The following is a 14,282-nucleotide window of genomic DNA, read 5'->3' as shown; positions in this document are numbered from 1 at the left end:
TCTGAGCCGGAGCTACTTGGCGTCCGCGTAGGAGTCCACGGCAACCGCAACCACCGGGAACTCCAGCGGGATATCCCCGAACAGCAGTCTCGTGGCGGCAGCCGCTGCCTCGGTCACCAGGGTGCTGACCTCTTCGACCCGTCCGGCGGGAACGTGGAGCATCACCTCGTCGTGCAGGAAAAACACCAGTTCCCCCGCGGGGGAGGCCGACGACGCCGCCCGCAGCCGCCGTCGTATGTCCGCCAGCCAGCACAGGGCCCATTCCGCCGCCGTCGCCTGCACCACGAAGTTACGCGTGAACCGGCCCTGGGCGCGGGCGAGGGAGTCTGCCCGGCGCTGTTCCTCGGCGCTCGTGCTTTGCTGGGCGCGGAGCCAGCGTTCCGACACCGGCGGCGAGCTGCGGCCCAGATGGCTGCTGACCACCTGTCCTGCTTCACCTGCCCGGGCGCCGCGTTCCACGACGCCGATGGCCTGCGGGTAGGCGCGGGTCAGCACCGGCATCAGCCGGCCGGATTCGCCGCTGGTGGCGCCGTACATTGCTCCGAGCATCGCCAGTTTGGCCTTCGCCCGGTCACCCTCGAAATTCCGGTCGGCGATGCCTTGGTAGAGGTCCTTGCCGCGGGCCGCCGCGGCCAGTGCGGAGTCCTGCCCCAGGGCGGCGAGGACGCGGGGTTCCAGCTGCGCGGCGTCGGCCACGATCAGCCGGTGGCCCGGATCCGGGCGGACAGCGTCCCGCACGGTCTTGGGGATCTGCAGTGCGCCTCCGCCGCGCGAGGCCCAGCGCCCGGACACTACGCCGCCCACCACGTATTCGGGGCGGAAACGGCCGCGGTCCACCCAGGCGTCCAGCCACGCCCAGCCGTTGGCGGTCAGGAGCCGGGACAATTTCTTGTACTGCAGCAGCGGCTCGATGGCCGGATGGTGATGTTGCTGCAGCTCCCAGGAGCGGGTGCTGCGTACCTCGATGCCGGCACGGTGCAGGGCGCGCAGGAGCTCCTGCGGGGAATCCGGGTTGAAGCCGGGGTTACCCAGCAGCCGGCGCAGCTCCGCCACGAGCTGCTCGAGTTTCTCCGGCCGCTGGCCTTCGGGCGGGCGGGGGCCGAGCTCCTCGGCGAGCATGGCCTCATGGATGTCCCGGCGCCACGGAATGCCGGAGTTTTCCATTTCCACCGCGATCATCCCGCCCGTGGACTCCGCGACGGCCAGCAGGTTCAGTTTCGCCGGGGATGCAGACCGGGCCACCGCGTCCAGCTGGTCCGCGAGTTCGGCGGCGAGTTCCGCGGCCGTGCTCTGCTGCGGTCCGCCTGCCGTCCCGGCGGGGGCGTCGAGGGTATCGAAGATCGAGGTCTGGTCGGGGGAATGCCGGACCGGCAGCAGCTGCCGGGGTGCGGCGTCGGTGGGCTCTTCCGCCGTACGCAGCTTTTCGATGTACGGGGTCGGGGGCACCGACTCGGCAAACCGCAGGATGCCCCGTACCAGCGCGAGGTCATGGCAGCGTTCCACGGTGATTCCGTCCGCCAGCAACCGTGAATACACGCCGCGCGCCGTCTCCCAGACCCAGCGGACGGGTGTTTGCTCGTAGTGCCGGACGGCGGCAGGCAGCCGGTCGCGGGTCACGACGACGGCGGGTGCGGACGGCGCGCCGGCGTCGTCGGTTTCCTGCAGGGTCCAGGTCTCGTCCTCCGCCTGCGCAGCGCCGATGCCGGGGGCGAGGACGATGTACATGCTTCTATTCTCACCCGGAAGCGGCCCGGGCCGGGGACGGGCGCTGCGTGCCTTCCGCACGCGCCGCCGGCCCGGATAGGGAAGACTGGAGGTTCACCATCACCAAAGGCGGAACCACTTGATCACTCTTATGCAGGACACCGACGGCTTCATCCGGATGGACCGGCATTTCCCCGGCTCCATTTCCGTCAGCATCACGTTCACCGACGGCACCAGCGAAGTGGTGTCCGGTGCCGTCCTTAACCAGGCGTACGACGACGCGCTGGCAGTTTTCCGGGCGAAAAACGGCCTGGACGCCAAGGGGTTCTCCCGGGTGCCGAAAAAGGCCTTCGGCGGCGGTAACAAGATCGACTACATCCCGGTGTCCCCGGGTCTCGGGGAGAAGGCCTAGCGTCCTCCGGGGCGATAAATCCCTGCAGTCCCGGTAGGACTGAAAGAGGACTTCTGCACGGAAGCTTCCCCTCCACACGTCCTTGACGGTTGGTCGGTTTCCCCAGTGACCGCGCTGTGGATGTATGGATAGGCAGCCCGCCCGGAAGGGTGGGCGCATGAACGAGGAACAAGGCACCCAAGCCTATGCGTCGGGACGCGCCGGGCCGCTGCCGGAGCCTGACGGCAGGCGCGGCAGACGGTTGCGCGGGACTATGCCTGGCGAGGGCGCCGTCGTGGTGCTGGTAGCCGAAGACCAAGGGCTGCGGGACGAAGTGGCACGCCTGGCTGCCGCAGCCGGTGTTGAAATCTCCGTGGCCGCGGGCGTCGCAGATGCCCTGGCACTGGAACCTGAGGTGCTGCTGCTGGGCAGTGACCATGTGCGGTCACTGGCCGAGCGTGGGGGCGGCGAGCGCGGCATTCCGGGAGTCCGGGCGGCTTCCAGTCCGGGTGCTTTACCTCCGGGGGCAGGGAAAACCGAGGTCATTGTGGTGGGGCTGGCACCGGACACCGGCATTTGGGATGTTGCTGCTGCGAGTTCTGCGGCGCGGGTGGCCATCCTGCCCGCCGCCGCGGGGTGGCTCGCCGGTTACTTGAGCAGGCAGCGGAGTGTTTCCGGCGGGGTGGTGCTGGGCGTGCTGGGCGGCTGCGGCGGGGCCGGGGCTTCCGCCGTCGCGTGTTGGCTGAGCGCCGGAGCGGCGGACCGGGGCGAACCCGTGCTGCTCGTGGAAGGGGATCCATGGGGTGCCGGCCTCGAATGGGTGCTGGGGGCCGGGGAGCTGGAGGGCATCCGCTGGCCGGACCTGGTGGAATTGAGCGGCAGCCTGAACCCGGTGCAGCTGGCAGCAGGGCTGCCGGCGCTGGCAGGTTTTTCCTTGCTGGCACGGGGCGGCGGTCAACCTTCCCCGGATGTAGGGGTGATCCGGGCGGTCATGGACGCGGCCCGTAGCGGGTATGGACTGACTCTGGTGGATCTTGGCCGTGCAATGGGTCCGGATTGCCTGCTGCCGTTCTGTGACCAGGTGCTTCTGGTGGTTCCGGGCAGGGCCGCCGGTATCTTGGCCGCACGTACGCTGCTGCCGTATCTGGGGCCGGTTCCCGTCCAAGTTGTGGTCCGTGGTTCTCTCGGCGACGGACTTGATGAGCTGCGGACCGCTGAGGCCCTCGGGCTCCCGTTGGCGGGGTATGTTCCCTCATTGAAGGGGATGGACCGGGCCATGGACACCGGGCGGGTGCTGTCCTGTCTGGGGCGGCCCGGGATCAGGCGCGGCGTCCGACGGATACTGGACCAGGTTCTGCCCCGTCCAGCCGGGGCACACCCGTGAGTGCCACCGGAGGCACCTTTCCCGGCAGCTACGCACCGGCCATTGGCCCCGATCCGTTGCTGGCGCGGGTGCGGGACCGGATGCTGGCCCATCCCGAGCCAGTCACCGGCGCGCGGCTCGCAGCGGCGGTGCAGGCCAGCGGGCGGCTGCTGGGATCGGAGGGAGCCCTGCACGCGGTCGACCGGGTCCGAGCGGAAGTCCAGGGACTGGGCGTCCTGCAGCCGCTGGCAGCGCTGCCCGGGGTCAGCGACATTCTGGTGAACGGACCGGACCGGGTCTGGGTGGACGCCGGGCGGGGACTGGAACTGACCGGGGTGCGCTTCGCAGCGGACTCCGATGTACAGGCGCTGGCCACCCGGCTGGTGATTGCCGGCGGGCGGCGGCTTGACGATTCCTGCCCCTGCGTCGACGTCCAGCTGCAGGGCTACCGGGTACACGCCGTCCTTGCTCCCGTTTCCACGGGTTCAACGCTCCTGTCGATCCGTATCCACCGGAACCGGACCTTCACCCTTGGCGAGCTGGCGCGCGGCGGAACCCTGGACGAGCAGTGCGAAACCGTACTGCGGAACATTGTTCGCCAGCGTCTGAACTTGCTGGTCAGCGGGGCAACCGGTACCGGGAAGACAACATTGCTTTCAGCCTTGCTGTCCCTGAGCGGGCCTCAGGAGAGGGTGGTGCTGGTCGAGGACGCCGCGGAACTGAACCCGGTGCACCCGCACGTGGTCGGGTTGCAGAGCAGACACGGAAATGTGGAGGGCACGGGGATTCTGGACCAGGCGGAACTGGTCCGGCAGGCGCTGCGCATGCGCCCGGACCGGTTGGTGGTGGGGGAGTGCCGCGGAGCAGAGGTGCGGGAGTTGCTGGCTGCCCTGAATACCGGGCACGACGGTGCGGGTGGAACCATCCATGCCAACTCGGCAGCGGACGTCCCTGCCCGGCTGGCCGCTCTAGGCGCGCTCGCCGGGATGACGCCGGACGCTGTGGAGCTGCAGGCGGCGGCTGCCTTGGACGTGGTGGTCCACCTGAACCGTGCTGCGGGTGGCCGCATTGTTTCCGAAGTTGCCGTCCTGGGCATGGCGGGCGGCCGGCTGACAGCCATTCCGGCGCTCGTCCGAACAGGTACCGGTTATCAGCGGCGTGCTGGGTGGGCGGAACTGGAGCGCCGATTGGCGGCACATGGTGTGGACGGGGCTGCCTGACCATGGCGACACGTACCCGTCCGGTGGTGGCTCCATTGACTACGGCTTCGACGGTCTCTTCACTGGCTTCACCGGCTGTTCCATTCGCTCGATTGGCTGTGGTGGGTAGGGCGGCGGAACTATGGACGGGCTGACGGCCTCGGTGCTGCTTGCAGTGGCAGTGCTGTTTTGGACGGTGCCGGATCGAAGACGGGTGCTGATTCCTCCAGGGGACCGGCGCCCGCGCCAATCGCCCCGGCCCTTGTCGCGGCTGCGGAACCGGGCCGGGGTGGAGGGGGACGCCCCTGCCCTGCTGGTCCGCGAATTGGCTGGGCTCCTCGCGGCGGGACGGCCGGCGCACCGCATCTGGGCCGACGCGGCCACACTTTACGATGCGGAAAGCGCTAACGGAGGCGTTGTTCACCCGTTCACTCCCGTGCTGCAGGCGGCAGCGGCCACTGCTTCCATGGGGTTCAGTCCTGTTCCTGTTCTGGCCGCCGCAAGCCAATCGGGTCGCGCCGGGCAGTCCGGACCTGCACCTCCCCGTTCCCACGCCCGCTCGCCACATGAGCAGCTGCTCCGTGAGCTGTGGGCAGGACTTGCCGTATGCATCCGGGTGTCCGAACGCAGCGGTGCCCCGCTGTCTGCAGTACTCGCCCGTTATGCCGGACAACTGGATGCCGCCCGGGATGCGTCCGCCGACCGCGACGCGGCCCTTGCTGGTCCCCGCGCAACCGTGCGGCTGCTGACGTGGCTTCCTGCGGGCGGAATGCTGCTGGGCTACCTGCTGGGAGGCAACCCGCTTCACGTACTCGCGGCCACACCACTGGGATGGGCGGCAGCCGTGGCGGGCGGCGGCTTCTGGTTGGCCGGGCGGCTCTGGTCCGCGAGACTGGTGCGGGAGGCACAAAGCCCCTCCTCGGTGGGGCCGGGGTGAGCGGCCTGGTGGTCTTTGTGTGTCTGGCTGCGGCGGCACTTCTCCTGCTGCCGGAGGGCAGGCGCCCGGTGCCGCGGGAACGCAGCAGGGCTTCTATACATTCTCAGAGCGGTTGGATCAGCGATCCCGCCCTGATGCTTGACCTCATAGCGGCAATGTTGGAAGCCGGGCAACCTCTGACCTCCGCGCTGGCGATACTGGCCGACGGGGTGGACCCGGCAACCCGCCGGGACCTTACCCGTCTTTTGGGGGCACTGGAGCTCGGTGTTCCCTGGGAAACCGCATGGCAGCTTTCAGCTGGCGGCGGCGCGTCCGGACAGCGGACCGCCCGGATAAAGCAGCGGGGGACCAAGCGCTCCCCGGGACAGACCAAGGCTTCGCCGGGAACGGTGCCGGCTGGGCAGAGAGGTCCCTCCGCGCAGACAGGTCCCTTCGTGCAACCCTCCTCGGCGCTCGAGGCCCTTGGGCCGGCGCTGCGCTTTACGGCAACCATCGGAGCCCCGTCAGCTGCCGTCCTCTATTCACAGGCCGACTCCCTTCGACGGCGCAGACAAGCCGAGAGTAGGCGCCGGGCGGCAGCTCTTGGGGTGCGTCTTGTCGTGCCGCTCGGATTGTGTTCCCTTCCCGCTTTCGTCGCGCTGACGGTGGTGCCGCTGCTGCTGTCGCTGCTGCCCGGCGGTTTATGACGGGTTTCCAGCAGGGCACTGGGCCCCGGCCGGCGGGGAGGAAACGGTGTCCTCCTCCACAGCCCTCTGCCGGCGCCCGGTTGTTCCAAACAGCACACCATGAGCATCTATCGCGAACCGGTCAGCAACAGGATCGAGTTCCTCAGAAACTTTCCACTAGGAGGAAATACCATGGCACCGATCCCCGCATCCATCTCCAGCCGTCCGTCCCCGGCCATGCCTCATCACCTTCTGCCGCTTGCCGTCCCCGGTGACGCCGGTGGGAAGCCCGCTGGCAGCGTTGGATCTGGTGCCGTTGTGATGCCCGAGAGAAACGTTGCCTCCTCCGGCGTTGCTGGGCGCTCCGACGGTGTGGATTCCGCCGGCATGGCGGGGTCCGCGGTCAGCATTGCGCCGGTCGGTGCGGCTCTGCGGACCGACGAAAATGCCGCTGTCCGCAGTATCTGCCCCAATCCTTTGACTGACGGACGCCACGGACTGCACAGCCTGTCCGGGCGGGCTGCTCCTGTTACCCGGAGGCTCACGCTGGTTAAACCGGTCATGGGTTCTCCCCGCGAAGGCGGCTCAGGAGGACACCCGGAAGATGACCCTGCAGCAGGCCTGGCGGCAAAACCCGCTGTAAGGCGCCGAACTACCGCCGCGGAGCTTTCCGCTCCGGCCTGGTCCGACCGGGAAGCGGGAATGGCTACAGCGGAATATGCAATCGCCACGTTGGCTGCCGTGGCCTTTGCCGGGCTCCTTGCTGTGGTCTTGGGAAGCGATGAAGTCCGGTCGATGCTGGTGTCCCTGATCCGGTCCGCGCTGACCCTCGGATGAAAGGACGGATGAAAGGAATGGCGATGCCGGGAACCGCCGCGGGGGATCCGAGGGGTGGGCGGGACCGGGGCGCCGTCACCGCAGAGTTCGCCGTGGCGCTGCCGGCCATTGTGCTGGTGCTTGTAGGCGGGTTAACGGGCATTGCAGCGGGAGTTACACAGCTGCGGCTGGAGGAGGCAGCCCGGGCAGCAGCAAGGGAGATCATGCGTGCGGACCGGGAAGCAGCAGAGGCTGCCGTGGAGCGGTTGGCGGGCAGCCCGGCTCAGTTGGTGCTTTCGGAAGAGGATCAGTGGACAGTAGTGGAGGTCCGCAGGGCTTTGTCCCTTCCAGTGCTGAGCCTGCTGCCGCTGGAACTCTCCGCCGACGCCGTCGCCTTTCCCGGGGATGGGGGTCTGCCTGATGGGGCCAGACCTGAGCGCTGAAACCGTCCCGCCGCCCCGCACAACGGGCCAGGCGACGGTTAGGTCTGATTGTCGCCCGCGGAGTGTCCGGAGCTGCATGGACGTCAGCGGCACCGACCGACGCGGCACTGACCTACATGACACCGACCGGCACGGCACCGACCCGACGATCAGGAGTTCCGACACGAAGGACAGGGGTGCCGGAACGATTGCCGCGATCGGTATCTGCCTCATCTTGCTGGGGTTCTCGGTAGCTGCCTTGGTACTGGTGCAGGCATCGGTGGGTGCTGTCCAGGCCGCCACCGCTGCGGATCTGGCGGCGCTCGCCGGCGCCGATGCCCTGCGTGGTCTGCAGCCAACGGGCCAAAGGTCCGGACCCGTCGCCGGGTCCGCATCCGACGCCGCTGCCGGTCCCGGTCCAGGGGGCGCCTGCGGGGTGGCGGGGGAAGTGGCTGCAAGGAACAACGCAGCACTGCGGAAGTGCACCGCGGACCCCGAAGCGGGAATCCTCACCGTGGAAGCGCAGGTGCGGGTTCCTGCACTGCCGTATCCCGCCACGGCCACGGCACGTGCCGGGCCTCCCGGCTAAGAAAACTGCACGGAGGAAGCCAGGGCCAGGACGCCGGCGCCAGAGGTGGCGAGTTCCCGGCCCTCGGCGCCAGGAAGCCGAGGCTAGGGGGTCAGCACCAGCGCGTCCGGCGCATGATCCAACAGCACGTCCAGGAGCGTGACGGCACCCTTCTTATCCAGCGGGTTGTTCTTGTTGCCGCATTTGGGGGACTGCACGCAGGAGGGGCAGCCGCCGTCGCACTCGCAGGCCCGGATGGCATCGCGGGTCGCGGTGAGCCAGATCCGGGCAGCCTCATAACCGCGCTCGGCGAAGCCGGCACCGCCGGGATGCCCGTCGTAGACGAAGATGGTCGGCTTCTCGGTATCGGCATGCAGGGCCGTGGACACCCCGCCGATGTCCCACCGGTCGCTGGTCGCCACCAGCGGCAGCATCCCGATGGACGCGTGTTCTGCGGCATGCAGGGAACCGGGGAAATCGGCAGGCGCCAGTCCGGCCGAGACCAGGAACTTCTCGTCGATGACGAACCAGACGGCCTTGGTGAACAGCTCCTTGGCTTCCAGCTCCAACGGTTCCTCGCCGAGGATTTCGTTCGAGATCAGGGCCTTGCGCTGGTAGGACACCACCTGCGTCGTCACCTTGACCGTGCCGAAGCAGACCTGGATGCCGTTCCACTCCGAGGTCCGGTCGGTTTCCAGCACCTCGACCTGGGTGATGTCCCGGGCCTGGGTGTAGAACTCCGGGTTGGTCCGGGTCACCATGGCGCAGTGGTCGGCTTCATTGAGCTCGTCCACCAGGAACGTCTGTCCCTGATGAACGTAAACCGCCCCGGTGTGCGCCTGGTACTGCGCCTGCGGAGAGTCCATGGTGCCCAGCAGCATGCCCGTATCCGTCTCCACAATATTGATCGGACCACCGCCTGCCGCCCGCAGGTTGACCATGGACGCGGCGCTTTCCGGGTGCGTCCAGAACCAGCCGGAGGGCCGGCGCCGCAGATAGCCCTGGTCCACCAACTGCTCCAGCAGCCCGCCGGCAGTGGTGCCGAACAGCTCCCGCTCATCGGGAGTCAACGGCAGCTCCGCCGCGGCAGCGCACAGGTGCGGTCCGAGGACATACGGGTTGGACGGATCAAAGACCGTCGCCTCCACGGAAATATCAAAGATGGCTTCCGGATGATGCACCAGATAGGTGTCGAGCGGATCGTCGCTGGCCACGAAGGCCGCCAGGGCGTCCTGCCCCGACCGTCCGGCCCGGCCGATCTGCTGGAACAACGAGGCGCGGGTACCGGGCCACCCGGCCACCAGCACCGCGTCCAGGCCGGAAATGTCGATGCCCAGCTCCAGGGCGGAGGTACTGGCGATGCCCAGTAGCTCGCCGCTGCGCAGCCGCCGTTCCAGCTCCCGGCGTTCCTCCGGCAAATAGCCGGAACGGTACGCCGCCACCCGGTCCGGAAGCGAAGGATGCACCTCATCCAGCAGCCGCCGGGTAATGGTCGCAATCGTTTCGGCCCCACGGCGGGACTTGATGAAGGCAATGGTGCGTACCTGTGCCGCCACCAGGTTGGCCAGCAGATCGGCGGTCTCCGCCACGACCGTGCGCCGCGAACGGGCGCCGTTCTCTCCCTTGAGCTCGGTCAGCTGCGGCTCCCACAGGGCCACCGTCGTGGATCCGTGCGGCGAACGGTCGTGCGTCACGGCGGTGACCGGCGCGCCAATGAGCCGGCTGAAGGACTCCGAGGGTTCGGCGGACGTGGCAGAGGCGCCAATGAACACCGGATCGGCACCGTAATACCGGCAGATCCGCCGCAGCCGCCGGAGCAGGTTCGCGACATTGGAGCCGAAGACCCCGCGGTAGCTGTGCGCCTCGTCGATGATCACGTATTTCAGGCGACGGAAGAACCGGGCCCACCACGCGTGGTTCGGCAGCACCCCGAAGTGCAGCATGTCCGGATTCGCGAGCACGAGATTGGCGTGGTCCCGGATCCAGCGGCGGGCACCGGTGTCCGTGTCGCCGTCGTACGTCTCGGCGCGGACGGTGGGAAGGCGCAGCGATTTCACGGCGGCCAGCTGATCAGCGGCCAGTGCTTTGGTGGGTGCCAGGTACAGGGCGACGGCGCCGGAGGGCTCGAGGGTGGCGCGGTCATCCAGGGAGGTGCGGTGGATGGCATCGAGGACGGGCAGCTGGTAGGCCAGTGACTTGCCGGATGCGGTGCCGGTGGCGATGATCGTGTGCTGGCCGGCGTGCGCAGCTTCGGCGGCTTCCATCTGGTGGGCCCACGGCTCCTGGATGCCGAGCCCCTGATAGGCGGCAACGACGTCGGGGTGTGCCCAGGCGGGCCATGGCGCAGTGACGGCCAGGCGCGCAGGAATCTGATGCACGTGCATCAGCTGCTCGGGCTCGGCGCCGCCGCCGAGCAGCGGAATCAGGGAATCATGAAGAGCCACGTGCTCATTGTCCCATCCGGAAATCCGCGGCGGCGCATGTTCACTGCGGGGGAAACCAGCCCGGGAAACCGCCGGGGAAACCCACAGGGAAAATCAGAGCCGGGGCTCGAACATCACCACGGCCGCCAGGGACTCCCAGCCCAGGTACCGGTAGAGTTCCTGGCCGTCGAGGGACGCGATGAGCAGCCCGGACTCGGCGTCGTCCTCCAGCGCCTGGGCGGTCAAGGCCCGCATCACGTAGCTGCCCAGCCCGCGCCGTCGGTAGCCCGGCTCGGTGATGATCCGGTCAAACACTGCGTAGCCGTCCACAACGGCCATTCGCCCCTGGGCTATCGGCTGACCGTCGTCGAACACGGTCACGGCACCCACCCGGTCCTCATGGGTGCTTTCGGCGTTGAAGGTGTCCCACGGCAGCACGGGGGCCTCGATGTCCTGGCCCTCCATTTCCGCGACCATCAGCACTTCATCGGTTGAACGGATCTGCAGCCCGTACACCGAGGCTGCCCCGTGCATTTCACGGACCCGGGTCGTCACGATGGTGAACAGCCGGGAGGGACTGTGCCGTGCGGAGGAGGCGAGGGCTGCGAACTCGTCGGGGGAGGGCTCCAGCGCGAAATACTCCCAGTCATTGGTCCGGTCGTGCAGCAGGGCCGCAGGGAAACGCCCCTCGTGGCGGGTCTGGTAGCCCCTCGCCTGTGCCCACCCGGAGACCCAGGTCTCAAGTAAATCGTCATCCAGCGCTCTCATAGATGCACATTAGCGGCCGTCCGAGGGGAACGGTATGGATGGGAGATGAAAAGCGGTCCACCGGCTCGGTCTACCCTTGTCTAGTGGCATTGAACCGAATTGCACTGTATTACGCTTTCACTCCTCTTCCGGACCCGGACGCGATCCGCCTCTGGCAGCGCGCCCTCTGCGAAAAGCTGGGCCTGCGCGGGCGGATCCTGATCTCCAAGGACGGCATTAACGGCACCGTCGGCGGGGAGCTCGACGCCATCAAGGCCTACGTCAAAGCGACCCGGGAATACCCTCCATTCAAGAAGATGGACATCAAGTATTCCGAAGGGTCGGCGGAGGACTTCCCGCGGCTGAGCGTGAAGGTCCGCGACGAAATTGTGAGCTTCGGCGCACCGGGCGAACTGAAGGTCGACGAGAACGGTGTGGTCGGCGGCGGAACCCACCTGCGCCCCGAGGAACTCCACCAGCTGGTTGAAGAGAAGGAAAAAGCCGGTGAGGAAGTGGTCTTCTTCGACGGGCGCAATGCCTTCGAAGCGCAGATCGGCAAGTTCAAGGGCGCCGTGGTCCCCGATGTAGCCACCACCCACGACTTCATCAAGGAACTTGAATCCGGCAAATACGACGACCTCAAGGACAAGCCCGTCGTCACGTACTGCACCGGCGGCATCCGCTGCGAGGTGCTCTCCAGCCTGATGGTGAACCGCGGGTTCTCCGAGGTCTACCAAATGAAGGGCGGCATTGTCCGCTACGGGGAAACCTACGGAGACAAGGGCCTGTGGGAAGGCTCGCTGTATGTCTTCGACAAGCGGATGCATACCGAGTTCACGGACGACGCCGTGACCATCGGCGAGTGCGTCCGCTGCCACGCGCCCACGAGCAAGTTCGAGAACTGCTCCAACCCCTCGTGCCGGAAATTGACCCTCTACTGCGCGGACTGCGCCTCCGACCCCGCCACACTCCGCTGCCCCGACGGCTGCGACGGCTGACACCCGGAACCACTTGGGCGCCTATGCACTGCCTGTGTACTTCCCATGTACTTCCCCAACCGGCGTTGTTAGCATCCCCCGCACGGGCGGCGATGCCCGTGAGGAGTCCGGCCCGGGCCCGGTGACAGCCGGCGCACCGGGCTCGGCCTGGCCCGAAGGCGGGGGAACATGGAAACGGTTGACACAGCGCTGGATGCCGCAGGAGGAGCAGTCGGGAACGGGCCAGACAGGCAGGTCCCCGACACGGAAGCGGACCCCGGCGCCGGATCGGCGGCAGCCGGGGAGTGGGACCGGATAGTCGACGTCCTCGTGGTTGGATCGGGAGCGGCCGCGCTAACGGCGGCCATCACGGCAGCCGACGACGGCCTGGACGTGCTGGTGGTGGAAAGCACCCGGCTCTGGGGCGGCACCACGGCCATTTCCGGCGGTGGCCTGTGGATGCCGGACAACCCCCTGATGAAAAAGGCGGGGGTGCAGGACAGCCTGCAGAATGCCCTCACCTATATGGAGGAGGTGATTGCCGACGTCGGCCCCGTCTCCTCACGCGAACGCAAACTCGCCTTCCTGCAGTCCATCCCCGAGGTCGTGACGTTCCTGGGCGGACTCGGCGTGCAGTGGATGCGTTCCAAGGACTACCCCGACTATTACCCGGACCGGCCCGGCGGCATGGTGGGGCGTTCCCTGGAGGTCAGGGCCTTCGACACCAAGCTGCTGGGCCCCTGGTTTAAGCAGTCCCGAGCAGCCGCGTCGGGCATCCCCGCTCCGCTGGCCACCGACGATGTCTGGGAGCTCTCCCGGGCCTGGTCCACGCCGAGCGGCTTCGTCCGCGGAGCGCGTTTTGTCTTCCGCACCCTTGGCGGCCTGCTCCGGGGCAAACGCCTGTACGGTCTGGGCGGTGCCCTCTCATCCTCGCTGATGTACATCGTCCGCAACCAGCAGACCCCCGTCTGGCTTTCCGCGCCGCTGACGGACCTGATCCAGGACGACGACGGCGCGGTGCTGGGCGCCGTCGTCCGCCGGCAGGGCCGGGATGTGAGGATCAAAGCCCGCCGCGGCGTCGTCCTGGGTGCCGGAGGATTTGCCCGGAACGCGGCATGGCGGGAAAAGTACCAGGGCCTGGAAAAGGAGTATTCCTCGGCGCCGGAAGGTGATCTGGGCCAGGCTATCGACATCGTGGCTGCCCGCGGCGGTGCGCTGGCACTGATGGATGACGCGTGGTGGGGTCCCACCGCCGTCGGGCCCAAGGGCAAGGTCACCTTTACGCTCGCGGAACGGTCCATGCCCTTCTCCCTGGTGGTCGACGCGGCGGGCAAACGGTTCCTGAACGAGTCGGAATCCTATGTGGACTTCGGCCACCACATGCTGGAGAACAACAAGAAAGTGCCGGGGGATCCCGCGTGGCTGGTGTTCGAATCCCGCCATGCCCGCCGCTACCTGTTTAATGCCCTGCTGCAGGGGCGCCGGGAGTGGCAGCGCCAGGGCCTGCTTGTCCGGGACGGCACACTGGCCGGCCTCGCCGGAAAGATGGGTGTTCCGCCGGCCGCGCTCGAAGCCACCGTGGAACGGTTCAACGGTTTTGCCCGGACCGGAATCGATGAAGATTTCCACCGGGGCGACACCGTGTATGACAACTACTACAGCGACCCACGGGTGAAGCCGAATCCGAATCTGGGCCCGTTGGAGCAGGGACCGTTTTCCGCCGTACGCCTGTACCCGGGTGACCTGGGAACCAAGGGTGGACTGGTGACGGATGCCGATGCCCGCGTGCTCCGCGAGGACGGCAGCGTCATCCCGGGCCTGTACGCGGCGGGAAACACCACTGCGTCGGTCATGGGCCGCACCTACCCCGGGGCCGGGGCAACCATAGCCCCGGCGGTTGTCTTCGGCTACCGCGCCGCCCGGCACGCCGCCGCCTACGGTGCCGCAGCGGCCGGAACCGCCGCCGCACCCGCGGTGGCCGCCGCGGCTCCTGCCGAGCTGCCGGTGCAGGCCACGGCAGGGTAGGCCGCACCATGCCTCGGGGAGTCGGAACGGGGTGCGGTACAGACC

Annotated in this window: 12 protein-coding genes; 9 read left to right on the top strand and 3 right to left on the bottom strand. The window is 68.0% G+C overall.

The window, feature by feature from the left end; genetic code table 11:
- Positions 1 to 12 precede the first annotated feature (12 nt).
- Positions 13 to 1,725, bottom strand: coding sequence for a bifunctional 3'-5' exonuclease/DNA polymerase (locus tag QNO10_RS12260; RefSeq protein WP_229946931.1), 1,713 nt, complete (start codon positions 1,723 to 1,725; stop codon positions 13 to 15).
- A gap of 118 nt (positions 1,726 to 1,843) precedes the next feature.
- Between QNO10_RS12260 and QNO10_RS12255 the strand changes: the two genes are divergently transcribed.
- The 7 genes from QNO10_RS12255 (at position 1,844) to QNO10_RS12220 (ending at position 8,086) form a co-directional block, all read left to right on the top strand.
- Positions 1,844 to 2,116 carry a hypothetical protein gene (locus QNO10_RS12255; RefSeq protein WP_229946933.1) on the top strand — a complete coding sequence of 91 codons (273 nt, stop codon included), beginning with the start codon at positions 1,844 to 1,846 and terminating at the stop codon, positions 2,114 to 2,116.
- A gap of 157 nt (positions 2,117 to 2,273) precedes the next feature.
- A complete protein-coding gene (gene ssd / locus QNO10_RS12250; RefSeq protein WP_229946939.1) occupies positions 2,274 to 3,479 on the top strand; it encodes a septum site-determining protein Ssd in 1,206 nt (401 codons plus the stop codon).
- Positions 3,476 to 4,678 carry a TadA family conjugal transfer-associated ATPase gene (locus QNO10_RS12245; RefSeq protein WP_283995859.1) on the top strand — a complete coding sequence of 401 codons (1,203 nt, stop codon included), beginning with the start codon at positions 3,476 to 3,478 and terminating at the stop codon, positions 4,676 to 4,678. The genes ssd and QNO10_RS12245 overlap by 4 nt, the downstream gene beginning before the upstream one ends.
- Positions 4,679 to 4,799: 121 nt before the next feature.
- The gene (locus tag QNO10_RS12240; RefSeq protein WP_229946942.1) at positions 4,800 to 5,594 is read left to right on the top strand and encodes a hypothetical protein; all 795 of its coding nucleotides are present in this window, start codon (positions 4,800 to 4,802) and stop codon (positions 5,592 to 5,594) included.
- An 857-nt stretch (positions 5,595 to 6,451) separates the two neighbouring features.
- Positions 6,452 to 7,096 (top strand): DUF4244 domain-containing protein, encoded by a 645-nt coding sequence (locus tag QNO10_RS14625; RefSeq protein WP_502864952.1) that lies wholly within the window; start codon positions 6,452 to 6,454, stop codon positions 7,094 to 7,096.
- Positions 7,097 to 7,119: 23 nt separating this feature from the next.
- Positions 7,120 to 7,518 carry a TadE family type IV pilus minor pilin gene (locus tag QNO10_RS12225; RefSeq protein ID WP_229946944.1) on the top strand — a complete coding sequence of 133 codons (399 nt, stop codon included), beginning with the start codon at positions 7,120 to 7,122 and terminating at the stop codon, positions 7,516 to 7,518.
- A 76-nt stretch (positions 7,519 to 7,594) separates the two neighbouring features.
- On the top strand, positions 7,595 to 8,086 hold the full coding sequence (locus tag QNO10_RS12220; protein WP_229946946.1) for a hypothetical protein: 492 nt from the start codon (positions 7,595 to 7,597) through the stop codon (positions 8,084 to 8,086).
- A gap of 83 nt (positions 8,087 to 8,169) precedes the next feature.
- Here QNO10_RS12220 and QNO10_RS12215 read toward each other — a convergent pair whose 3' ends face one another.
- Complete coding sequence (locus QNO10_RS12215) at positions 8,170 to 10,509, bottom strand: DEAD/DEAH box helicase (RefSeq protein ID WP_229946947.1); 2,340 nt, start codon at positions 10,507 to 10,509, stop codon at positions 8,170 to 8,172.
- 93 nt (positions 10,510 to 10,602) lie between these two features.
- Positions 10,603 to 11,256, bottom strand: coding sequence for a GNAT family N-acetyltransferase (locus tag QNO10_RS12210; RefSeq protein WP_229946948.1), 654 nt, complete (start codon positions 11,254 to 11,256; stop codon positions 10,603 to 10,605).
- Positions 11,257 to 11,339: 83 nt separating this feature from the next.
- Here QNO10_RS12210 and trhO point away from each other — a divergent pair, with 83 nt between their 5' ends.
- Both trhO and QNO10_RS12200 read left to right on the top strand, forming a co-directional pair.
- Positions 11,340 to 12,233: an oxygen-dependent tRNA uridine(34) hydroxylase TrhO gene (trhO, locus tag QNO10_RS12205; RefSeq protein WP_229946950.1), complete on the top strand. Its 894-nt coding sequence runs from the start codon at positions 11,340 to 11,342 to the stop codon at positions 12,231 to 12,233.
- Between the two features lie 168 nt (positions 12,234 to 12,401).
- Complete coding sequence (locus QNO10_RS12200; RefSeq protein WP_229946952.1) at positions 12,402 to 14,237, top strand: FAD-binding protein; 1,836 nt, start codon at positions 12,402 to 12,404, stop codon at positions 14,235 to 14,237.
- Positions 14,238 to 14,282 lie beyond the last annotated feature (45 nt).

The organism is Arthrobacter sp. zg-Y919 (assembly GCF_030142045.1).
In the GTDB taxonomy this organism is placed as follows: domain Bacteria; phylum Actinomycetota; class Actinomycetes; order Actinomycetales; family Micrococcaceae; genus Arthrobacter_B.
Note: the sequence above shows the minus strand (reverse complement) of the source record. Positions and strands in the feature narration are given on the sequence as shown.

Bases quoted from the DNA above. Each gene is read 5' to 3' on its own strand.
- QNO10_RS12225 (WP_229946944.1), top strand. From the start codon at position 7,120: ATGCCGGGAACCGCCGCGGGGGATCCGAGGGGTGGGCGGGACCGGGGC.
- ssd (WP_229946939.1), top strand. From the start codon at position 2,274: ATGAACGAGGAACAAGGCACCCAAGCCTATGCGTCGGGACGCGCCGGG.
- QNO10_RS12220 (WP_229946946.1), top strand. From the start codon at position 7,595: ATGGACGTCAGCGGCACCGACCGACGCGGCACTGACCTACATGACACC.
- QNO10_RS14625 (WP_502864952.1), top strand. From the start codon at position 6,452: ATGGCACCGATCCCCGCATCCATCTCCAGCCGTCCGTCCCCGGCCATG.
- QNO10_RS12240 (WP_229946942.1), top strand. From the start codon at position 4,800: ATGGACGGGCTGACGGCCTCGGTGCTGCTTGCAGTGGCAGTGCTGTTT.
- QNO10_RS12260 (WP_229946931.1), bottom strand. From the start codon at position 1,725: ATGTACATCGTCCTCGCCCCCGGCATCGGCGCTGCGCAGGCGGAGGAC.
- QNO10_RS12210 (WP_229946948.1), bottom strand. From the start codon at position 11,256: ATGAGAGCGCTGGATGACGATTTACTTGAGACCTGGGTCTCCGGGTGG.
- QNO10_RS12200 (WP_229946952.1), top strand. From the start codon at position 12,402: ATGGAAACGGTTGACACAGCGCTGGATGCCGCAGGAGGAGCAGTCGGG.